This window comes from Psychromicrobium silvestre (assembly GCF_013408295.1).
GTDB classification, from domain to species: Bacteria; Actinomycetota; Actinomycetes; order Actinomycetales; family Micrococcaceae; genus Renibacterium; species Renibacterium silvestre.
In genome coordinates this window covers 329,317-350,734 of record NZ_JACBYQ010000002.1, presented here as the reverse complement: position 1 = coordinate 350,734, position 21,418 = coordinate 329,317, and the positions used below count along the sequence as shown (strand labels likewise).

Annotated in this window: 20 protein-coding genes, 1 tRNA gene and 1 CRISPR repeat array; of the genes, 9 read left to right on the top strand and 12 right to left on the bottom strand. The window is 61.0% G+C overall.

Annotated features, from left to right (window positions below):
* The first annotated feature begins 1 nt into the window (after position 1).
* Both cas1e and cas2e read left to right on the top strand, forming a co-directional pair.
* Positions 2-955: a type I-E CRISPR-associated endonuclease Cas1e gene (gene cas1e, locus FHU41_RS09675; protein WP_179389471.1), complete on the top strand. Its 954-nt coding sequence runs from the start codon at positions 2-4 to the stop codon at positions 953-955.
* A gap of 3 nt (positions 956-958) precedes the next feature.
* Positions 959-1,321 carry a type I-E CRISPR-associated endoribonuclease Cas2e gene (cas2e, locus tag FHU41_RS09670; protein ID WP_179389470.1) on the top strand — a complete coding sequence of 121 codons (363 nt, stop codon included), beginning with the start codon at positions 959-961 and terminating at the stop codon, positions 1,319-1,321.
* Between the two features lie 65 nt (positions 1,322-1,386).
* A CRISPR array of direct repeats spans positions 1,387-4,165; the repeat unit is 29 nt; unit sequence GTTTTCCCCGCAGGCGCGGGGGTGAGCCC.
* 118 nt (positions 4,166-4,283) lie between these two features.
* Here the strand turns inward: cas2e and FHU41_RS09665 are convergent.
* A complete protein-coding gene (locus tag FHU41_RS09665; RefSeq protein WP_179389469.1) occupies positions 4,284-5,252 on the bottom strand; it encodes an aldo/keto reductase in 969 nt (322 codons plus the stop codon).
* Positions 5,253-5,464: 212 nt separating this feature from the next.
* On the opposite strand from FHU41_RS09665, the gene FHU41_RS09660 reads away from it, so the two are divergent.
* From FHU41_RS09660 to FHU41_RS09645, 4 genes are all read left to right on the top strand, one after another.
* Positions 5,465-5,620: a hypothetical protein gene (locus tag FHU41_RS09660; protein ID WP_179389468.1), complete on the top strand. Its 156-nt coding sequence runs from the start codon at positions 5,465-5,467 to the stop codon at positions 5,618-5,620.
* Positions 5,613-5,915, top strand: a complete 303-nt coding sequence (locus FHU41_RS09655; RefSeq protein WP_179389467.1) for an HU family DNA-binding protein — start codon at positions 5,613-5,615, stop codon at positions 5,913-5,915. Before FHU41_RS09660 ends, FHU41_RS09655 begins: the two co-directional genes overlap by 8 nt.
* Positions 5,916-6,074: 159 nt before the next feature.
* The gene (locus FHU41_RS09650) at positions 6,075-8,234 is read left to right on the top strand and encodes a bifunctional copper resistance protein CopD/cytochrome c oxidase assembly protein (protein WP_179389466.1); all 2,160 of its coding nucleotides are present in this window, start codon (positions 6,075-6,077) and stop codon (positions 8,232-8,234) included.
* Positions 8,234-10,150, top strand: coding sequence for an NHL domain-containing thioredoxin family protein (locus FHU41_RS09645; protein WP_179389465.1), 1,917 nt, complete (start codon positions 8,234-8,236; stop codon positions 10,148-10,150). Before FHU41_RS09650 ends, FHU41_RS09645 begins: the two co-directional genes overlap by 1 nt.
* Before the next feature lie 20 nt (positions 10,151-10,170).
* Here the strand turns inward: FHU41_RS09645 and FHU41_RS09640 are convergent, their stop codons facing one another.
* The 6 genes from FHU41_RS09640 to FHU41_RS09615 form a co-directional block, all read right to left on the bottom strand.
* Positions 10,171-10,893 (bottom strand): GNAT family N-acetyltransferase, encoded by a 723-nt coding sequence (locus FHU41_RS09640; RefSeq protein ID WP_218847197.1) that lies wholly within the window; start codon positions 10,891-10,893, stop codon positions 10,171-10,173.
* A 12-nt stretch (positions 10,894-10,905) separates the two neighbouring features.
* Entirely contained in the window at positions 10,906-11,244 is a 339-nt protein-coding gene (locus tag FHU41_RS09635) for a nuclear transport factor 2 family protein (protein ID WP_179389464.1), read from the bottom strand.
* A gap of 105 nt (positions 11,245-11,349) precedes the next feature.
* The gene (locus FHU41_RS09630; RefSeq protein WP_179389463.1) at positions 11,350-11,874 is read right to left on the bottom strand and encodes a ferritin; all 525 of its coding nucleotides are present in this window, start codon (positions 11,872-11,874) and stop codon (positions 11,350-11,352) included.
* Between the two features lie 52 nt (positions 11,875-11,926).
* Positions 11,927-12,937 (bottom strand): hypothetical protein, encoded by a 1,011-nt coding sequence (locus tag FHU41_RS09625; RefSeq protein WP_246279590.1) that lies wholly within the window; start codon positions 12,935-12,937, stop codon positions 11,927-11,929.
* A 9-nt stretch (positions 12,938-12,946) separates the two neighbouring features.
* Positions 12,947-14,554: a helicase HerA-like domain-containing protein gene (locus tag FHU41_RS09620; protein WP_179389462.1), complete on the bottom strand. Its 1,608-nt coding sequence runs from the start codon at positions 14,552-14,554 to the stop codon at positions 12,947-12,949.
* A 74-nt stretch (positions 14,555-14,628) separates the two neighbouring features.
* Complete coding sequence (locus FHU41_RS09615; protein ID WP_218847196.1) at positions 14,629-15,186, bottom strand: SbtR family transcriptional regulator; 558 nt, start codon at positions 15,184-15,186, stop codon at positions 14,629-14,631.
* 132 nt (positions 15,187-15,318) lie between these two features.
* On the opposite strand from FHU41_RS09615, the gene FHU41_RS09610 reads away from it, so the two are divergent.
* On the top strand, positions 15,319-15,783 hold the full coding sequence (locus FHU41_RS09610; RefSeq protein WP_179389461.1) for a nuclear transport factor 2 family protein: 465 nt from the start codon (positions 15,319-15,321) through the stop codon (positions 15,781-15,783).
* A 59-nt stretch (positions 15,784-15,842) separates the two neighbouring features.
* On the opposite strand, the gene FHU41_RS09605 is transcribed toward FHU41_RS09610, so the two are convergent.
* Positions 15,843-16,769 (bottom strand): AEC family transporter, encoded by a 927-nt coding sequence (locus FHU41_RS09605; protein ID WP_179389460.1) that lies wholly within the window; start codon positions 16,767-16,769, stop codon positions 15,843-15,845.
* Between the two features lie 71 nt (positions 16,770-16,840).
* On the opposite strand from FHU41_RS09605, the gene FHU41_RS09600 reads away from it, so the two are divergent.
* The gene (locus tag FHU41_RS09600) at positions 16,841-17,740 is read left to right on the top strand and encodes an NAD-dependent epimerase/dehydratase family protein (protein ID WP_246279589.1); all 900 of its coding nucleotides are present in this window, start codon (positions 16,841-16,843) and stop codon (positions 17,738-17,740) included.
* A 12-nt stretch (positions 17,741-17,752) separates the two neighbouring features.
* Here the strand turns inward: FHU41_RS09600 and panD are convergent, their stop codons facing one another.
* Genes panD through FHU41_RS09585 form a run of 3 tightly spaced genes read right to left on the bottom strand, consistent with a single transcriptional unit; the run spans position 17,753 to position 19,716 of the window.
* Positions 17,753-18,169 (bottom strand): aspartate 1-decarboxylase, encoded by a 417-nt coding sequence (gene panD / locus FHU41_RS09595; protein ID WP_179389459.1) that lies wholly within the window; start codon positions 18,167-18,169, stop codon positions 17,753-17,755.
* 28 nt (positions 18,170-18,197) lie between these two features.
* Complete coding sequence (locus FHU41_RS09590) at positions 18,198-18,845, bottom strand: AAA family ATPase (protein WP_179389458.1); 648 nt, start codon at positions 18,843-18,845, stop codon at positions 18,198-18,200.
* Complete coding sequence (locus FHU41_RS09585) at positions 18,829-19,716, bottom strand: LysR family transcriptional regulator (protein ID WP_179389457.1); 888 nt, start codon at positions 19,714-19,716, stop codon at positions 18,829-18,831. Before FHU41_RS09585 ends, FHU41_RS09590 begins: the two co-directional genes overlap by 17 nt.
* Before the next feature lie 189 nt (positions 19,717-19,905).
* Here FHU41_RS09585 and FHU41_RS09580 point away from each other — a divergent pair, with 189 nt between their 5' ends.
* Entirely contained in the window at positions 19,906-21,267 is a 1,362-nt protein-coding gene (locus FHU41_RS09580; protein WP_179390391.1) for an MFS transporter, read from the top strand.
* Positions 21,268-21,323: 56 nt separating this feature from the next.
* Here the strand turns inward: FHU41_RS09580 and FHU41_RS09575 are convergent.
* Positions 21,324-21,397: transfer RNA gene (locus FHU41_RS09575), tRNA-Gly, on the bottom strand.
* Positions 21,398-21,418: the final 21 nt, after the last annotated feature.

The window sequence follows — 21,418 nt, the reverse complement described above, 5'->3', positions numbered from 1 at the left end:
GATGAAAACTCCAGGTGCCCCGCCGCCGTCGTTGCCCGAGTTGGTGCGCGTTGAAGACCGAATGACCTTCATCTACCTAGAACACAGTGTGGTGCACCGCGAAAGTAACGCAATCACTGCGACCGATCAGCGAGGCACCGTTCATATTCCGGCGGCCTCGCTCGGTGCGTTGCTGTTAGGCCCGGGGACCAAGGTTAGTCACCACGCGATGATGCTGCTGGCGGAAAGCGGATCGACTGTTGTTTGGGTGGGGGAACAGGGTGTTCGTTATTACGCCCACGGGCGTTCGCTGGCTCGAAGCTCTCGGCTACTGGATGCACAAGCGCAGATGGTATCGAATCAGAACTCCAGGCTTCGGGTTGCCAGAGAAATGTATGCAATGAGATTTCCGGGAGAGGACACCACGAAGCTGACAATGCAGCAGCTACGTGGTCGCGAAGGTGCCAGAGTAAGACGCATATATAGGGAGGAATCAAAACGAACTGGGATTGCTTGGTCCGGACGAACCTACGATATTGCGGATTTTGAGGCTGGTGATCCAGTAAATCAGGCACTTTCCGCCGCTCACACTAGTCTCTACGGGGTAGTGCACTCGGTCATCGTGGCTCTAGGGTGCTCACCTGGCTTGGGGTTTGTGCATACTGGTCATGTTCGCTCCTTTGTCTATGACATAGCGGACCTGTATAAAGCGGAGCTAACGATTCCTGTTGCCTTTGATATAGCCAGTCAGGGATTAACCGATGTCGGTGGGGCTACGAGACGTGCTGTCCGTGACCTCATGTATGGGGGAGCCTTCCTTGGCAGATGTGTGCGGGATATCCAGCGACTTCTGATTCCCGAGGCTGATCCGGAAACCATTGAAGTTGACCTCGGAGAAGATGTTGTGCAGCTGTGGGATGGTTCTAGGAGGAACGTTGCTAGCGGTACCTCGTACGATTCATATGAGGAGGACTAACCGATGGTTGTCCTCGTGCTATCGGCTTGTCCTCCAGGGCTGCGTGGATATCTGACGAGGTGGATGTTAGAGCTCTCAGCCGGAGTCTTCGTTGGACATGTCTCTAAGCGCGTCCGGGATTTGATGTGGGAAAAGTGCGTCCTGATGATCGGTTCTGGTAGAGCCATTATGGTCTTCAGCGCACGCAATGAGCAGCGCATGGACTTCAAAGTGCATGGGCACCACTGGTCTCCCATCGACGTTGACGGCATTACGTTGTTGCTACGCCCTTCTGCTGGCGAAGGTCCGGTGGGAAACCCATCGTCGAGGGCAGGTTGGAGTAAGGCAGCGCAGAGACGGAAATATGGCGGAGGCAAGAGTCTTTGAAGCTCTGCCCTTCGAAGCTGAATAAAATAAGACTTATACCGCGATAACGTCGCAGGTCAAGAAGTGTTTTCCCCGCAGGCGCGGGGGTGAGCCCTGTCTGGTTTGGTGCGTGGAACTTTCGTTGATGTTTTCCCCGCAGGCGCGGGGGTGAGCCCCGTCTGCGCAGCGCAATGTCTTGAAGTTAGTAGTTTTCCCCGCAGGCGCGGGGGTGAGCCCTAAAGATCGCAATCCATTAACGGTGGCCCTTGGTTTTCCCCGCAGGCGCGGGGGTGAGCCCTGGTCGCGGCACAGCGCAAACGCACCGATTCAGTTTTCCCCGCAGGCGCGGGGGTGAGCCACTGGGTACATGCCTACGGCCTCCTGTGGGTCAGTTTTCCCCGCAGGCGCGGGGGTGAGCCCTACCCCGAGTTGTGAGATCCGGATCGGAGCTTGTTTTCCCCGCAGGCGCGGGGGTGAGCCCAGGGGGCGGCACACCTGATTCTCACCCAACAGGTTTTCCCCGCAGGCGCGGGGGTGAGCCCTTCACTTCTTAGCTCCACTACCAGGGGTAATGGTTTTCCCCGCAGGCGCGGGGGTGAGCCCTGGAGCGCTTCTTTTGGTGAGTGTCCGTTGTAGTTTTCCCCGCAGGCGCGGGGGTGAGCCCCGGCCACCTGAGCAGTCATTCCGCACTCGCACGTTTTCCCCGCAGGCGCGGGGGTGAGCCCGCAGACCCAGCCTGACCGAAGTCAAAACTTGAGTTTTCCCCGCAGGCGCGGGGGTGAGCCGCGCGAACACCTCCCCCCAAACCATCGTGGCCAGTTTTCCCCGCAGGCGCGGGGGTGAGCCCTGGTACCTTGGCGTATTCGAGTCAGGGTCCGGGTTTTCCCCGCAGGCGCGGGGGTGAGCCCCCGGCCAACACTGACCTTGGTTCCCTGCCAATGTTTTCCCCGCAGGCGCGGGGGTGAGCCCGGCATGGTGTGTGACACGCTCCAGGTCACCAAGTTTTCCCCGCAGGCGCGGGGGTGAGCCCTACTGGGGGAACACCGCAACAATCGGCATCCCGTTTTCCCCGCAGGCGCGGGGGTGAGCCCTCCCAGCAGGGCTGGGACGGCAAAGGCAAGCAGTTTTCCCCGCAGGCGCGGGGGTGAGCCCGGGATCAGACTGACCGGCCAGCCGTGCGACCAGTTTTCCCCGCAGGCGCGGGGGTGAGCCCGTCGCATTTGCGGCAGCAACAATCGTGTTAGAGTTTTCCCCGCAGGCGCGGGGGTGAGCCCACCGGGCCGCTGGCCAGGGACACCGAGAGTGCGTTTTCCCCGCAGGCGCGGGGGTGAGCCCCAGACCGGGCCAAGGCATCTCTGACCACTCCCCGTTTTCCCCGCAGGCGCGGGGGTGAGCCCTCACGTCCTTCTCCCCCGGCGGCGGAAAGCACGTTTTCCCCGCAGGCGCGGGGGTGAGCCCTCACGTCCTTCTCCCCCGGCGGCGGAAAGCACGTTTTCCCCGCAGGCGCGGGGGTGAGCCCGCCACCCGTGAAAGCTTGTATGAAGTGCGGTGGTTTTCCCCGCAGGCGCGGGGGTGAGCCCATCACGGCCCAAGCTCCGGATCGATTGGTTTGGTTTTCCCCGCAGGCGCGGGGGTGAGCCCGACCGCGCACACCGCATGGCTAAAGCGAAACTCGTTTTCCCCGCAGGCGCGGGGGTGAGCCCTGCCAGAGCCGGTATCTCATGACGAGGTTTGTCGTTTTCCCCGCAGGCGCGGGGGTGAGCCCGCGGCTCTTCAGGACGCAGAGCACCTGCATGTGTTTTCCCCGCAGGCGCGGGGGTGAGCCCACCTACTCCGATCTGATTTTCACGGCGATGTCGTTTTCCCCGCAGGCGCGGGGGTGAGCCCGCTGAACTGCGGCTGGACCTTGTACGGTCCTGGTTTTCCCCGCAGGCGCGGGGGTGAGCCCCATGCCTCGACTCCTAGGCTGTTTAGCTCCTCGTTTTCCCCGCAGGCGCGGGGGTGAGCCCGTGCTGGAATACTCGACCCCGACCTATGCGATGTTTTCCCCGCAGGCGCGGGGGTGAGCCCTCATGTCTCAACACACTATTTGCGAGATCAAGGTTTTCCCCGCAGGCGCGGGGGTGAGCCCTCATGTCTCAACACACTATTTGCGAGATCAAGGTTTTCCCCGCAGGCGCGGGGGTGAGCCTCCGGGGCCAACTATTTGACCATGCTCACGGGAAGTTTTCCCCGCAGGCGCGGGGGTGAGCCCCACTAACCCGAGCACAGGACCAACGCCGCCACGTTTTCCCCGCAGGCGCGGGGGTGAGCCCTAATTGGGACTCCTTCGAAGAGCATCCCAAAGGTTTTCCCCGCAGGCGCGGGGGTGAGCCCGAAAACGACGGCTTGACTCATGCCAAGCAGAAGTTTTCCCCGCAGGCGCGGGGGTGAGCCCTCTGGCGCACCGTCCGTACTTGTGGCCTACGGAGTTTTCCCCGCAGGCGCGGGGGTGAGCCCTGCCGCCAGAGGTCGTTGCCGATGATCGCATAGTTTTCCCCGCAGGCGCGGGGGTGAGCCCCCGGTAGGAAACGCCACCACCATCGGGATCGAGTTTTCCCCGCAGGCGCGGGGGTGAGCCCTGGATGACCACCTGGAGCAATGAAGCGAGTAGGTTTTCCCCGCAGGCGCGGGGGTGAGCCCGAGCCAATGGCGCTTGGGGCACGTTAGCGGACGTTTTCCCCGCAGGCGCGGGGGTGAGCCCCATGATCGACCTCGACAACAAAGCTTAGGAGCGTTTTCCCCGCACGCGCGGGGGTGAGCCCTCCGGCGGAAAACCGATGTAGCCACCTCGGCGGTGTTCCCCGCACGCGCGGGGATGAGCCCTGGGAAATCGAAAACCAATACCTTATCGACGGTTTTCCCGCACGCGCTGGGCGGGGCAAACCAATCCCGATTACGCAGACCCCACCCCGTATCCAGTCGGCTCCGCCGAACCCCAGCTTTACCAGGCGTAAGCTTCCGGCGCTGGTCCACCCGGACCCGGGAAGATTTCATCCAGCTTGGCCAGATCGGCTTTTTTGAAACGGATCTTGAGTGCATCCAGGGACGCGGTCAGTTGCTCCACGGTGCGCGGTCCAACAATTGGCCCGGTGACTCCGTCCTGGGCCAGCAACCAGGCTAGACCGACATTGGCCGGGTGATGGCCTAGCTCCTTGCTGAAAGCCTCGAAAGCCTTGATTTTCTCCCGATTCTGCGCCAGCAAGCCCTGCCGATAATCGTCCGCACCACGAACAGCGCCCTTGCCCTTCGCCAGCACCCCACCCAGCAGGCCACCGGCCAGCGGCGACCAGGGAATGACGCCCAGGCCGTAGTTTCGAGCTGCTGGAAGAACTTCGAGTTCTACATTGCGATTCAGCAGATTGTAGATCGACTGTTCGCTGACCAAGCCGAGGAAATGCCTCGAAGCCGCCGCCTCGCTGGCCTGCGCAATATGCCAGCCGGCAAAATTGGAGGAGCCCACGTAGAGCACTTTGCCCTGTTGAACTAGTATCTCCATGGCTTGCCAGATCTCGTCCCACGGCGTATTCCGCTGCACATGATGGAACTGGTAAAGATCGATGTAATCGGTTTGCAGCCGCTTCAGCGAAGCCTCCACTTGGCGCCGGATATGTTTGGCGGAGAGGCCTTCCGAATTTGGGCCATCCCCCATTGAGCCATAAACCTTGGTGGCTAAAACCACGTCCTCGCGTCGCCCAGAAGCGGCAAACCAATTGCCGATAATGCTCTCCGTGGTGCCCTTCTTGTCCCAACCGTAGACATTGGCGGTATCGAAGAAGTTGATCCCAGACTCTAGCGCCTGGTCCATGATCTGGTGGCTATCCTCCTCGGTGGTGACTGGGCCGAAGTTCATTGTCCCCAGCACCAGCCGGGAGACCTTGAGGCCGCTGCGGCCCAGGTAGGTGTATTCCATGGTGATTCCAATTCTCGAAAAAGGCTGTTGAATCTGACTCAACTCCTGCCGAGGAGCCTTGTCAACGAAGATGGCAACATGATGCCAAAAGCAGGGGAAGAAAGCGGATAGGTGCGACGGCGGGACTCGCCTTTGTACCGTAAGGCACCGGGCCACAGGGCAGTTAGCGCGGAGGGCTCGGCGCTCCTCTGAGAGCGAACAAAACAGCCGAAATGACGGAAAACATGACGAAAACCGCCAATCTCCGCGGAAATCTCGGCGATTTTGCTGGCGATGTCGGCGAGAACTGGTATGTTTTCGAACAGTGGCTAGAACGAATCCCATGTTCTAGCTCGATTTCCGAGGTCCAGGAGGACATAAATGGCTAAGAATCGTAGTGAGCTTGTCGCTGAGGTTGCTGCCAAGGCTGAGACCAGCCAGGCGGCCGTGAACAACGTGTTGGACGCGGTGTTCTCTGTTTTCGAGAGCTCCGTCGCTGCCGGCGAGAAGATCACCATCCCCGGATGGCTCGCTGTTGAGCGCACCGACCGTGCCGCTCGCACCGGACGCAACCCGCAGACCGGTGAGACCATTCAGATTCCGGCTGGCCACAGCGTTAAGCTGACCGCCGGCTCCAAGCTGAAGGCTGCTGTTGCGAAGAAGGCTCCGGCCAAGAAGAAGTAACTACTTCTTAGACTTCACTCAAAGGCGGCTCCTGTTTACAGGGGCCGCCTTTGGCTTGCCCCGCCGGAGCTGAACCGTAGCAAAACCAGCACGAAACCAACACAAACTCACTGCAGAACTAGGCCGCAAGCCCGGGCTGGATTGGCCCGAGCCGCCCGGATGCCGGAGAATGGAGAGGTGTCGGCTGCTTCTTCAACTCCCAAAGTGTCAGAGGGCATCCGAAATCCCTGGCTGCTGCTGGCCGCCATTGCCGCTGCCCTGGGACTCACCGGCTCGCTGATCTTTGGCGGCGCTCTCGCCACCAACGGCATTTGGGATACTGATCCCCTCGTCTCCTGGGCACTTCCGGTGGCACTTATGGTGCACAACTTGGCTGTGGCCGCCGTCGTTGGCTCGCTGGTTTTCGCGGTAGTTATCCTGCCCAAGGACAGAACAGCCCAAGGCAGGGCAGCCCGAGCCGCCGGAGCCAGCAAAGACCTTCAGGAGCATCCGGCCTTCGGCAGAACCATGATGTTAGCCTCGGTGGCCGCCGTGATCTGGACCCTGGCCGCTATCGCGGTGCTGATCCTGACCTACCTCAAGCAATCAGGCCTGGCGATTTCTGCTGGATCCGACTTCACCCAGGGCTTGGTCTACTTTATGACCGATATTGACTCGGGTCGTGCCTGGCTGGCAATCTGCATTTTCGCCGCCGTCGTCACCACCCTGTGCTTCGGAGTCAGGGCACTTACCGGGCTGGCGCTGACCCTGCTGCTCGCCGTCGTCGGAATGGTCCCGCAAGCTTTGATTGGCCACTCAGCCTCCGCCTCGGACCACCAGGGCGCGGTCAACTCCCTGCTGCTGCACATCGTCGGGGTGGCGCTGTGGTTCGGTGGCGTCATCACGCTGACCGTGATTTCCGGCAAGCTGAGCAAACCGGAATCGCTCACCGCCAAGGTGCTCAAGCGCTTTTCCAGCCTCGCGCTTTTCGCCTTTTGCCTGGTCTTCGCCTCGGGAGTAGTGAACGCTTCGATCCGGGTGACCAGCTGGGATGCTCTGTTCAACTCCCCCTATGGCCAGTTGATTCTGATCAAAGCCATTGCCACCTTGCTGCTTGGAGCCATTGGGTTCATGCATCGGCAGTGGATCATCCCGCAGCTGGAGAAGGGTGTAAAAAGCGCAAAGCGTGTGCTCTGGCAGCTCATCCTGGTTGAACTGGTGGTGATGGCGGTAACCAGTGGGGTCGCGGTAGGCCTGAGTCAATCCGCACCCCCGCAGCCCACCAGCTTCGCCCCGGATACCAGCGCCGCCGAAATCCTTTCCGGTTACCCGCTGCCGCCCGAACTGACCCCGATTCGCTGGCTGACCGAATGGCGGATGGATTGGCTCTGGCTGACCTTTGCTATCGGCGCAGCGGTGGCTTATATCCTGGCAGTTCGGAAGCTTCGGCGCAGGGGCGATAGCTGGCCGTGGTTCCGGCTGATCGCCTGGCTGGTGGGAATGGTGGCCTTGGTCTACGTGACCTCCGGCCCACCAAGCGTGTACGGCATGGTGCTGTTTAGCGCGCATATGGTGGACCATATGGCGCTCACCATGGTGGTGCCGATTTTCCTGGTACTCGGTGCTCCGGTGAGCCTGGCGCTCAAAACTCTCCGCCCCCGGGCGGACGGCAGCCGCGGAATCCGGGAGTGGATCCTGGTGGTGGTGCACTCCAAGTTCTCCGCCCTGGTCACTCATCCGCTCTTCGCCGCCGCCAACTTCGCGGGCAGCATCGTGTTGTTCTACTACTCCGGGTTGTTCGGTTATGCGCTCCGTGACCATGTGGGCCACGAGCTGATGATCCTGCACTTCACCATCACCGGCTATCTCTTCGTGCTTTCGCTGATTGGTTCGGACCCGGTCCCTTATCGGTTCCCCTACCCGCTCCGGTTGCTTCTGCTGCTCGCCACGATGGCTTTCCACGCCTTCTTCGGGGTGGCCATTATGAGTTCCAATGCGCTGCTTCAAGCCTCCTACTTCGGGAATCTCGGGCGCTCCTGGGGTGCCTCCGCGATCGCGGATCAGCAAATCGGTGGGGCGGTGGCCTGGGGGATTGGCGAAGTGCCAACCGTACTGGTGGCGATTGGGGTGGCCCTGGTTTGGTCGCGCTCCGATGAGCGTGAAACAAAACGTAAAGACCGGGCGGCCGATCGGAATAACGATGCCGACCTCTCCGCTTATAACAACATGTTCGCCCAACTGGCGGAGCGGGAATCCGTCAGGCCCGGCAATGCAAGCGGCAATGCAACCACTAATGCAAGCGGCAATGCAACGCCTACCAAACCCTCAGGAGACGAGTGATGTCAGCGACCACGCCCCGAGTACGTGCCTCCGAGCTGCAAGGCCGTGGATGGCTGAACACGGGAGGAAAGTCCCTGGACCTAGCCGCCCTGCGCGGCAAGATCGTGCTGCTGGACTTCTGGACCTTCGCTTGCATCAACTGCTTGCACGTGCTGGACGAGCTGCGGCCACTGGAACAACAGTATGCAGACGTGCTGGTGACCGTGGGGGTGCATTCACCGAAGTTTGAACACGAGGCGGACCCGGTAGCACTTGCAGCCGCGGTGGAGCGCTACGAGATCCACCACCCCGTACTCGACGACCCGGAGTTGCTTACCTGGCAGGCGTACACCGCGCGCGCCTGGCCCACCCTGGTAGTCATTGACCCGGAGGGCTACCTGGTGGCCAACCTCTCCGGCGAGGGGCATTCGGCTGGCCTGGAATCGCTCATCCCGGAGCTGATTGCCAAGCACGAGGCCAATGGCACCCTGCATCGTGGGGATGGGCCGTACGTTCCGCCCGCGCCGCGGGAGGGGACCCTACGCTTCCCCGGCAAGGTTTTGCCCCTGCAAGGGGTGCCCGGACACGAGGGAAATTTCCTGGTCTCGGACACCGGTCATCACCGCCTGGTCGAGCTCGCCCCGGATCTGGAGACCGTAGTCGGAAGTATCGGCAGTGGCAGTAAGGGTTTCGCCGATGATGACGCTGCAACGGCACAGTTCAACGAGCCGCAGGGCCTGGCCTTGCTGCCCGGTGAGCTGGCTGCTCAACTGGGCTACGACGTCGTGGTGGCTGATTCGGTCAATCACCGGCTGCGCGGAGTTTCGCTGGCTACCGGTGAGGTGCGTACGGTGGCCGGTAACGGTGTGCAGCGGCTACTGGAAGCTGGCCCCAATACCGTTGATAACGACGACGCAACTGCTTTAGGTGTTTTAGGGACAGACCCGCTTTCGGTCGCCTTGTCCTCGCCCTGGGACGTGGTTTATTCGGCGGAACTGGGGCAACTGGTTATTGCGATGGCCGGGGTACATCAGATTTTTGGCTTCGACCCGCGCTCCGGCGCGGTCAGCGTGCTGGCCGGGACCGGGCTGGAAGGCCTTTTGGACGGACCAGCGGAACAAGCCTGGTTCGCCCAGTCCTCGGGCCTCGGGGTGGACGCTAAGGGAGATATTTGGGTAGCCGACTCGGAGACCTCCGCGATCCGGGTGCTGCGAGTTTCCGAAGGCCGGATCAGCCAGGTGGAGACCGCAATCGGCGAGGGGCTTTTCGACTTTGGTTTCCGAGATGGTGAGGCTGCCCAGGCGCGTTTGCAGCATCCGCTCGGAGTGGCACCGCTGCCGGACGGTTCGGTAGCGATCGCCGATACCTACAACGGTGCGGTACGGCGCTATGACCCGGCCTCCGGTCAGGTGAGCACGCTGGCTCGTGGCCTGGCCGAGCCTTCGGATGTGCTGCTGGACGGTGAACTGCTCGTGGTGGTGGAGGCGAATCAGCACCAATTGGTTCGGTTGCCGCTGCCGAAGGAAGCCTTGCAGGTTGATGAAGGTTCGGTGCGAACCCAGCGCCCCGCAACCGATGTGGCTCCCGGCGAATTTTCGCTCAGCGTGCGATTCAGTGCGCCGACCGGGCAGAAACTGGACGACCGCTGGGGTGATCCGACGCAATTGAAGATCTCCTCAACCCCACCGGAACTGTTGGTGGCCGGTGATGGCACCTCAACCGGATTGAATCGGATCTTGACCCTGTCCACCGAGGTGCCCGAAGGCGTACTGCACATCACGGCCAGGGCCGCTGCCTGTGATGGTGCGGAAACCGAGGACGGCGAGATTCCGGATCATGCTGCTTGCCACCTGTATCAGCAGGACTGGGGCATCCCGGTGAAGCTGGTAACCGGCGGCGAAGCAGGCCTGGCCTTGGACCTGCGCGGGATGAACTAGCCAGGCAGTTCGATTCCTGTTTAGTTGGTGGAATCGGGTGAGATTACTTCCCAGCTGCCGAACCGGGCCAAGCCCGAGGCGATAGCTAGCGCCTGGGAGGCATGATTATCGAGCTGGCACCTGTACTGCGGTTCATATCCACGGCTAGTGGCGTAGCTACAGATTGCGCGCACCACGCCTCGCGCGTGCCCCTTCCCTCTGAATTCGGGCAGGGTAAGCACGCCAAGGTCTGCGACAGGGGCATTTTCCCAGGGGTACATACTGCTGGCACTGACTAGGCGTTCGCCGTCGAAAGAGCCAAAGACCGCCCAGTGATCGAGTTCCACATAGGCGTCATCCAGGTCTTGCTCGGTGGCCGAGGCCTGAAACTCCGCGAAAACTGCGCTATCTTGCTCGGTGAGCTGGCGGACACGGTCCGCTGCCGGTTCTTCCCTCAAGGCCTCTTGCGCAGCCGCAGGAAAATAGAAGAGATAGTCCGCCTCGTGTAACAGAACCTGATTCTGCCGCAGCAATTGGCGGAAAGAGGCGGCAGAGAGCTCGGCTTGTTCGCGAAGCTCCAGCTTTTCGGCCAGCGCAGGAGTGAGAGCGGCGGAGGTCACCCCAGCCGTGGTTTCTAACACCGTGACCCGGCGGTCGTCGTCGAGCTCGGGATTAATCGCGAGGATGAAGTTGGGGTCATTGCGCAGAACCTCGCCACCGGCAAAAGGCGCGCTCCAAAAATCGGTGATTGTTGATGAAAACAAGATCCCTACCCTTCAACCCGCACTGATGACCATGGACTGAATCTTGTCTCTAGCGTCCCCGGCCAGCGTAAAGACAAAGGGGCTGACCCCGTTGTAGCCATTGCCTCCGGTCTTAATGCTGACCAGGTATTTTCCCCGGCCATGAGTTTCAATGGAGAGGGCTTCCCAGCTGGCCTGTTTGCCGATGTTATCGCTCTGGTCCCAGCTGGCGATGCCCGCGGAACCATTGAGCTGACGTCCCCAGTCATTGATAAAACCGTCCGCAGCGAAGGCCGCAACGAAGGCTTCGCTATCGCCCGCATTCGTGGCGTCGAAGGCTTTCTGAATTGCTATTGGTAGTTCAACGGACACGGGTCCTCTTTCTACTCATCGAGTGTGGAGATCTGCACGCTTTCGGGTGCTTATAGGGTGCAGATCTCCACACTCGGCGGCCTCTGACGGGAGGGCCGGCGTGGCTTAGATGGCGCCGCCGGCGGCTTCCGGAGCCGCTGCGTCCTCGCCGCCGTCGCCGACGGTCTCCCGGGCAATGAAATTCTCGATATCGAAGAGATTGCTGGCGCGCTCGGCGATATTGACCAGGGTGCTCATCGAGGCAACCTCCTCCACCTGCTCCTTGAGGAACCAGAGCATGAACTGCTCACCCAGTGCATCATTCTCGGCGCGGGCGGTAGCAAAGAGCTGCTCAATCTGGCGGGTGACCTGCTTTTCCTGCTCAAGGGCCAGCTTGAGCGGTTCGGTAACATCGTTGAAGTCGATGACGGGTGAGCCGACGCCAGGAATGGTCACCGGCTGATCCCGATCCAAGGTGTACTGAACCATCATCATGGCGTGATTGCGTTCCTCGAGGGATTGCTTGTAGAAGTAAGCGGCAAGTTGTGGCAGATCCTGGGCATCGAACCAGACCGCAACCGAGATGTACTGCTGTGAGGCAGCGAACTCATGGCCAATTTGTTCCTGCAAAAGGGAGTTGAATTTGCTCATGCTCCCAGCCTATCGAGGCATCCTGCGGGGCGATAGGGAGCCTAGGCAATCCTCAGTACTCAACCACCGGCGTCACGGTGATCGCGTTCCCATTGACGGACAGCTTCGCCGTGAAGCCGTAATCCTGTTCCTCGTCGATATTGCTGAAAGCGCCGGTGCCCAAATCCTGCTCCTTGTATTGAATCCTGGCCTTGACCGTGAGCGGCGAAATCACCCAGCCGCCGTTATAAGCGGAGATGGCGGCTTTGGGATACTCGACAATCTTCCAGTTAATGCTGCCGTCCACCTGTTGCAGGCTGTGATGGCTCAGCGGACAACCGCTGGGTAGCAATACCTTTTGGGTGGCGCACTGATCCAAGTAGTTCTTCAGCGAGGTGTCAACCTGTTGCAGCAATTCCGTGGACGGTTCCGTGGCCAAGGCCATCGGCATGGACTGTGTTGATGGCGAGGCCACAGTCACCGAGACGGCTTTGGCGGTGAAGAGTTTGTCTTGATATTCCGCCTGATAGCTACCGGGGTAGAGCACCGAGAAGGTGTTCTTACCGGCGGGCATATTGACCGCAACGCCATTCACCATAGCCTGGTCCTCATTCACCACCGAGACCTCGATGGTGGGCAGCGAACTCGGTACAAAAGCCCATTTATTGAAGAACATCCACTGGGTGCCTGCCGGTTGCAGGGTGAAATCGGTGCTCTGAGTTTGCCCGCCCAACTGGTAGCTCACGGTGATTTTCACCCGGCCACCACTCAAGGTCGCCGGATTACCAATATGGACGTCGCTGATCCCCTCGGCTGACTTCTTCAAGGCGTCGCCATCCAGCAGGTCCGGGGCGGCATTGGGCAGCTCAGCTTGTAGCAATCCGAGCGCGCGTTCGCCGTCTCCGTCTCGTAGCGCCTGGAAGTAATCCCGTACCGGCTGCTGCGGTCCATAGAGGTTGGCGTTCACCAACTGGATGGTGATGATCGCGGCAGCAATGGCGAGCAGCAGACCGAAGAGCCAGCCGGCCGCGATGCGGACCAGCCTGGAACTCGAGGGAGCCTCGGCGGGCTTCGCTTCAGTCAAGGGCAGGGACTAACGACGACGGCGGCGGGAGCTAGTGCCGAAAATGTCCCGAATGATGGAGTTCCCAAGGCCGCTACCCATCGAACGAACCATCGACTTCAAACCGCCTCCGAGGATGCCCCCGAGCGCGCCAGCAATTTCCGCGCCGAAGCCGCCGCCCTGTTGCTGGGGCTCGGGCAGTTGGGCCGGTGGCGGCGGAATCGGAACCGGCGGAGCGGGCATCGGCGGTGGCGTGGTGCCCACCGAACCGCCTGTGGTTGGTGCGGCCTGGTTCTGCAGCTTCTCGAAAGCGGAGACCGGATCGGTTTCGGTGCCATATTTGCTCAGCAGTGAGGAGCCGGCCACGGTGGACTTCACCAGTTCATCCGCGCTCGGTCCCATAACCGATTCGGGAGCGCGCAAGCGGGTCAGCGCGACCGGCGTCGGGGCACCCTTTTCATTCATCACGGTCACCACGGCTTCCCCGATACCCGCACTAGTGAGGACTTCCTCCAAGTCGTAGTCACTGATCGGGAAGGTGGAGACGGTGGCCTTGAGCGCTTTGGCATCGTCGGGAGTGAAGGCGCGCAGGGCGTGTTGCACCCGGTTGGCCAGCTGCGCCAGCACATCGGAGGGCACGTCTTTCGGCGTCTGGGTGACAAAGAAGATTCCCACACCCTTGGAGCGGATGAGCCGTACGGTTTGGGTGATGGCGTCCAGGAACGCCTTGGAAGCGCCCTTGAAGAGCAGGTGGGCCTCATCGAGGAAGAAGACCAGCTTGGGTTTGTCTTGGTCGCCCACCTCGGGGAGCTCGCGGAACAGATCGGCGAGCAGCCACATGAGGAAGGTGGAAAAGAGCAGCGGCTTATCCTGAACATTCGGTAGTTCGAGACAGCTGATCACGCCGCGACCATCCGGCGCCGTGCGGATCAGCTCGGCGGTATCGAACTCCGGAACCCCGAAGAACTTGGACATGCCTTGAGCCTCCAGGGTGACCAACTCACGCAGGATCACTCCCGCGGTTGCCTTGGAGAGGCCGCCAAGATTGCTCAGAGCTTCCTTGCCCTCATCCGAGGTGAGGAATTGGATGACGGCGCGCAGGTCCTTGAGGTCGTAGAGCTCGAGTCCTTCGGTGTCCGCATAGTGGAAAATCAGTTGCAGGCTGGATTCCTGCGTTTCATTCAGGCCCAGCACCCGGGAAAGCAAGATCGGACCGAAGGAAGTGATGGTGGCACGGATCGGCACTCCGTTGCCGTCGCCGCCGAGTGCCAAGAATTCCACCGGGAAAGCTTTAGCTGCCCAGTCCTGACCCAGGCTCTGGGTGCGGGCCGTGAGCTTATCGTTGGCGGTTCCCGGAGTTGCCAGGCCGGAGAGGTCGCCTTTGATATCCGCCATGAAGACGGGCACACCGGCGGTGGAAAGTTGTTCGGCGATCATGTGCAAGGTCACGGTCTTGCCGGTTCCCGTCGCGCCGGCCACTAGACCGTGTCGATTCATCATGGCCAGGGGCAGCCGCACCTGAGCGTCCTTATAGACCTCGGTTCCTAGCAAGGCTGCACCGAGTGCGATTGCCGGAGTTTCGAAGGTATATCCCTGGGTGATCTCTGCGACAATATCCGCCGCGCTCTTGGAAGCCATGAGGTTAGAGTACCTGCTGTGCCTGGGCTGAGCGATCAGGCAGCGCCTTATCCATCCAAGCTGCGGGCTCGGCGTTATCCGCGCAGGCCGTTGAAGACGATGGAGAAAAGTCGCTTGGCCTGAGCTTGCCAATCACCTCGTGGGTCGAGTTCCCATAATCCGGCTAGGGCAAGGATGACGTCGTTTGGGTCGAGGTCGCGGCGAATCTGGCCGGCCTCTTGAGCGGCCGTCAGCAAACTCTCCAAGGCTCCAACAATGGACTGGTATGTCTGCGCAAAAAGCGGATCGGAACTGGTGGCCGCGCGTAGCGCATCGGCCAGCCCGTGTTTGGTCATCGCGTACCGGGCTAATCGGTCCACCCATTCGCTGAGCGCTTGAACGGGAGGGTTCTGGGCCAGGAGCGCTTCGGCAGTCTCGACCACCTGTTCTACCTCTTGCCGATAGACCGCAAGAATCAGGCTCTCCCGGCTGGGAAAGTGCCTATACAAGGTGGCATTGGCAACTCCTGCCTGCTTGGCAATGGAGTTCAGGGACGCTTCGTCCGATTCGGTTAGGGCCGTCAGCGCGGCGGTAAGAATCGCCTCACGGTTGTGTGCGGCATCGGCACGGCGGTGAGTATCGCGGGAAGGCACAAGGGAAATGCTATCTCAGCTTGCTAAGCGGGGATCTCCGCGGTTAGGCTTGCCAGGTAAGCGGGGAACTCCCCGTATTTATGGTTCTAAGCCCGTCCAGAACTTTCATTTCCACCATTTCTAGGAGTTTCAATGGCTATTCATACCGTGCTGAGTCCCGAGGAAGCCGCCGACCGGCTGGCTATCCGAGAACTGTTCGACGCCTACGCCCACTGCGCGGATCGTAGGGACGCCGAGGGGCAGAAGGCCCTTTTCACGGTCGATACCCGGTTCGCCGTGTTCATGGAGGGCCAGGGCAGTGAGGCTAGTTATGTTTTGGAGGGTCGCGAATCACTGACTCCGGTCTTTGCGGATCTGAACCAATACGAGGTGACCACCCACTTCAACGGACAGAGCACGGTTGAATTGAACGGCGAACAAGCCACCGGGGAGAGCTACACCATCGCTCATCATTTCTCCACCGTCGAAGGTGAAAGGAAGATTATGGTGGCATCGCTGCGCTACCTGGATACCTTCACCAAACTTGAGGGTGCCTGGTACTTCGCCGAGCGAAACCTCATTGTGGATTGGACCGAGACCCGAACGGTGACCAACTAGCTTCCTGTTCGAACCAGGCTCTCGAACCAGGCGCTCGAATCAGTGCGCGGGGCCCGCACTCAATGCGTCAGCAGTGCGGCCATCACCAGCATGGCTGGAACCGCGATTGCGGTGCTTAGCAGCACCGTGTCCTTGGCCTGAACCAAGCCAATACGGTAACGGGAAGCAATGACGAAAACGTTCTGCGCGGTGGGCAGCCCGGCAAGCACCACTGCGGCGAAAACCGCGGCACCCGCCAAGTGAAAAACCAGGGTGGCCAGCAGATAGGCGAGCACCGGTTGCACGATGAGTTTCACCCCGGTAGCCAGCAGCACGCCGGTGCGATTTCCACGTTCGGCTAGCGGTTTGAAGCCGCGTAGCGAGATGCCGAAAGCGATCAGTGCGGACGGCACCGCGGCTGCTCCCACTAGCGCGAAGGGTTGGAAGAGCAGCTCCGGCGGGTTCCAATTGCTGGCCGCCACCACCACACCGGCCACCGCCGCGATCAGCAGCGGGTTGCGGATCACGCTGAGCAGGATCTTGCCAATAGGTGCCGAGCGGCGCTGCCGTAGAACCTCGATCAGCACCACGAAAAGCGGCTGATAGATGGCCAGCTGGAAGATCACCACGGGAGCCACCAGGGCTGCGTTCCCGAGCACATAGACGGCAATTGGCAGGCCCAGGTTATTTGCGTTCGCATAGGAGGCCGTCATGGTGCCTACCGCAAGCTCGGCATCAAAGGGCTTTCGGCGCAGCAGCGAAATCAGTACGAAAACGAGGGCAGCCAGCAGCGCCGAGCCTGCGATGATCCAGAACGCAGAGCCGAAAACGCTGTGGAAATCGGCGTGTGAAATGGTCTCGAAAAGCAGCGCCGGGCTGGCCACAAAAAAACTGAAGCGACTCAGCACCTGCTGGGCGTCATCGCCTAAGATCCGGAAACGGCCAAGTAGATACCCCAGGGCAATGATTGCCCAGACCAGGGAAAAGCCGATCAGCACACCGCCCATGGCTCAGTGTTCCCGGGCTTGGCAGATGATCACCCTTCCAGCCTAAGCTGTGTGGAGCAACGAGGTAGTTCATGACATTAGATGATCAGCTTGGCCTGGAGGGTCCGATGAGAAAAGTCACCATCACTGGGGCGCACGGCAAGGCTGGGCGGGCCGCGGTGGCCGAATTCCTGGCGGCCGGATACGAGGTTTTGGCCTGTGATATTGCTGGTCCGGTTGGACGTAACTCCGATTTGGGCTGCCCAACCATGCGCGTCGATCTGAGCGACTACGGACAGTGCGTTCAGGCACTCGACGGGGCGGACGCCGTCGTGCACCTGGCTAATATCCCGGAACCGGGGATGTATCCACCGGCTCAGACCATCAATGCCAATACGGCGATGAATCAGAACGTTTTCCTGGCCGCGGCCGCGCTGCGGATCCCGCGCGTGGTCTGGGCTTCTTCGGAAACCACCCTGGGCCTGCCGTTCGGTGAGCCGGGCGGCACCCTGGAGTATCTGCCGGTGGATGAGGGGCACTACCCGCATCCGGCATCGAGTTACGCGCTGTCCAAGGTGCTGGGCGAGGCCGCGGCAGAGCAAGTGGCGCGTTGGTCCGATACGAGTTTTGTCGGTCTGCGGATCACCAATATCTTTTCCGAGGCGGACTATGCCAAGGTTCCGACCTTCTGGGCAGAGCCATCATCCCGGGGCTGGAACGCCTTTGGCTATGTGGATGCGCGCGATGTTGCACTGGCCTGCCGTAACGCGGTGGAAGCTCAGACAAAGGGCTCTATCAACCTGATTATCGCGGCTGCGGACAGTCTGATGGATCGGCCGTCCGCGGAACTGGCCAAAGAGGTGTTCCCCGAGGTGCCGGTGCGCGGCAGCATCGAGGGGCATCAGAGTCTGCTGAGCATCGACGCTGCCCGCGAGGCCATTGGCTATCAGCCGCAGCACTCTTGGCGGGACAGCGTTTCTGCGGGAGCTTAGCGTTTCGGGAGCTTAGCGGGCTACCGCGAAGGGCGGGCGCTGCAGGTCGTCGGTGACGGCCTCGGAGGGGTCGGCGCCGAGCTTGACGATCTTATTGTGCTGATCCACGTGCACAATGGTGGGTTTGAAGGCCAGCGCCTCCGCCGTCGTCATCTGGGCGTAGGTGATCAAAATGACCAGATCACCTTCATGTACCAGATGTGCCGCCGGACCATTGATGCCCAGCACCCCGGAGCCGCGCTCGCCCGCGATGGTGTAGGTTTCCAGCCGGGCGCCATTGTTGACGTCAACGATCGAAACCATCTCGCCGGGCAGAATATCTGCGGCATCGAGCAGATCCTGATCAACGGTCACCGAGCCGACATAGTGCAAATCGGCATGCGTCACCGTGGCGCGGTGGATCTTGGATTTGAAAATCGTCCTGTTCATAACAGGTATAAGTGTAATCGGCCTTTGATTATTCGGCCTCCTCGGCAATTTGGCCCGGTGATGGTGCGCACAGTTGCGGCTGGCCTGGATCCGAATTATCCACCACCACGGAGGCGCGGCTCCAGGGCTTACAGGCGGCAAAGTAGAGTCGCTGCCCCTGAACATAGCGCCGCATGGCGGGATGCTCCGGATCGGCAGGGGAGCCGTCCCGGCTGGCCATCCGCTGCGCGGTCACGCTGAAGGGTACATCGAGAAAGATCGAGAAATCCCAGTCCTCGCGCAGTTCATCGCGGTGCAGGAACATCCCCTCGACGATCACCACGGTGCCCGGTGCGGCCTGGATGGATTCTGCTTCCAGATAGCAGTCCCGCTCCAGATCAGTGGCGCGCTCGCGATAAATTCCCTGGCCCCCTGGGAGGAAGGGCTCAACGGCCCAGTGTCGCAGTGCTGCGTAATCATAGCTGTCCAGCCAGAACCCTTCCGGAGAATCCCGGCCAAGACGATAGCGGGTGGCTCGCAGATGGTGAAAATGATCCGCATGCAGCACGACGACGGTCAGGCCTTCGGCGCGCAGCAACCGAGCCAGTTCCTCGGCGAAGGTGGTCTTACCGCTGCCATCCACACCGTCGACGGCGATTAAGGTGTAACCGCTCTGACCCTCAGCCTTTGGCGGCATTGAGCTTCCTCCCCATAATGGCTTGTTCCAGCGCGTCCACCACATCGGTGCGGGCGAGCGGATTGCGAATCAGGGTGAAATCGACCTCACCGACGGGAGGGAGTTCGAAGCGGCGGGTGATCGAGACCAGATCGTCGGGGATCAGGGTCGAGGGCATTACGGTGACCCCAATACCGGCTCGTACTGCGGCGATCACACCATTGATCTCCTTGGTGTTGCAGGTGATCCGCCAGGTTCGCCCCGCACCCTCCAGGGCGTCGATGGCCAATCTGCGACTCAGACTGGGGCTCGGATAGGCGATCAGCGGCACCGGCGCCTCCGGGTCCAAATTGGTCTGCTCCAGGCCCACCCAGGAGAAGTGGTCATGGCGGACCACCCGGCCTTCCTGACCACCACTTTCCGAACCGCTGCTCGTCTGTAGGGCCGAAACCCATTTGACGAAGACCAGGTCCAGCTGGCCGGCTTTGACCCGCCGGTAGAGCTGATCGCTCTGGCTCACCGTGAGTTCGAGATTGATCTGCGGGTAGAGCTGACGGAAATCGCGCAGGATGGTGGGCAGCCGGGTATAGGCCAAATCGTCGGCGGTGCCGAAGCGAAGTCGTCCGCGCATCGCTGCACCGGAGAAATAGCGCGCAGCGTCATCTTGCGCCGCCATAATGTTCCGGGCGAAGCCTGCCATCGCATCGCCATTATCGGTAAGCCGCACCTCGCGAGTGTCTCGGAAGACCAACTGCCGCCCGGCATGATCTTCGAGTTTGCGCACATGTTGGCTGATGGTCGGCTGGCTGAGTCCCAGCCGCTCGGCGGCACGAGTGAAGTTCAGCGTTTCCGCAACCGCGAGGAAACTACGCAGCTGATCGTTATCGAACATCTTCCCACCTCATTACGATTCGTAATGCTAGTTATAGGGATTATATGTCTTCAAAATGATCGTTTGCATCGGTAGCGTTAAAACATCCCCGAAACTCAAGGAATTTCCGTGGCTTCCCCTGCAACTGCCCCCTTGCCCACCGTCCGTGCCCCAAGTCATTATCCGCAGCCTGCCGCCGCCCAACCAGGCGTGCAGCCCGAGCCCGCCTCGCCGTCGCCCGCTCAGAAGGTTCCGGTAGTAGCCGATCCCGGAGTGACGGCGCCGATCAGCATTGTCTCTAGCCGGACCGGAGTCAAGGACACCTTCGCGGCCTTCAGCATTCGGAATTATCGCTACTTCACGATGGCTCATTTCGTTGCCGTTATTGCGCTCTGGATGCAGCGGATTGCCCAGGATTGGATCGTACTGCAGCTCTCCGGTTCGGTGGCCGCGGTTGGTATTACGGTGGCTCTGCAGTTCGCGCCCACTCTCTTTTTAGGCCCCTGGGGCGGGGTGTTGGCGGATCGCTTCTCCAAGCGAGCGCTGCTGATGATCGCGCAATCCACCGCCGGAGTGCTCGCCATTGTGATGGCCCTGCTGACGCTCAGCGGCTCTTTACAGGTTTGGCATGTCTACCTGGTGGCCTTCCTGCTCGGCTTGGTGACCGTGGTCGATCAGCCCGCGCGGCAGGTTTTTGTGAACGAATTGGTCGGGCCCAGGCACCTGCGTAATGCGATCAGCATTAACTCCTCCATCTTCCAGTTGGGTGGCATGATCGGTCCTGCCGTGGCTGGGGTGATGCTCACCGCGGTGGGCGGCGGTTGGGCCTTCGCCTTCAATGCGGTGGCCTGTGCCTTCACAGTCACCATGCTTTCGGTAATGCGGGGTGCTGATTTGGTGCGTTCGACGCCGGCCCCTCGCTCCAAGGGGATGCTCGCCGAGGGCGCCAGGTACTTAGCGTCCAAGCCAACCATCCTGTTTTCCACCATCATGGCGGGCTTTGTCTCCGTCTTCGGGCTCAGCCTGCCGGTGCTGATGGCCGCCTTCGCCGATCATGTCTTCGGCTCAGGAGCGAGTGGTTATGGCTTGCTGAACACCTTGATCGCGGTGGGTGCCCTAGCCGGTGCACTTGCCTCCACCCGGCGGCGTGAACTGCGGCTGCGCTCGGTGGTGGTTTGCGCTGGTCTCTACGGCGTGGCCCTGCTGGTGGCGGCGCTGATGCCCTCAATGTGGAGCTTTTCCACGGTGATGGTGCTGGCTGGGTTTGCTTCCTTGATGTTCCTGACCGGAGCAAATCAATTGGTGCAGATCTCCACGAACATGCAGATCCGTGGCCGGGTGATGAGCCTGTACGTCATGGTCTTGATCGGCGGGCAGGCGCTGGGTGGCTTGCTGATTGGCTGGCTGGCCGAGCATTTTGGCCCGCATCTGACGCTGATGATTTCCGGTGGAGTGCCTGCCCTCGCGGCTCTGGTGATCGGGATCGTGCTGGCCCGGCGGGGTGAGCTAATGCTCAAGGTGAGTCTTCGCTTCTGGCGCCCGGCCGACGTCGTACGCATTGTGCATCGCTGACTTAGTCAGCCCGGGCAAGGCTCATGACCGGGAAGTCGGAGCGTGAAAACAAGATCTGGAGCGGGCGACGGGAATCGAACCCGCGTATCGAGCTTGGGAAGCTAGCGCTCTACCATTGAGCTACGCCCGCCTGGAATTGTTCCGAACCTGG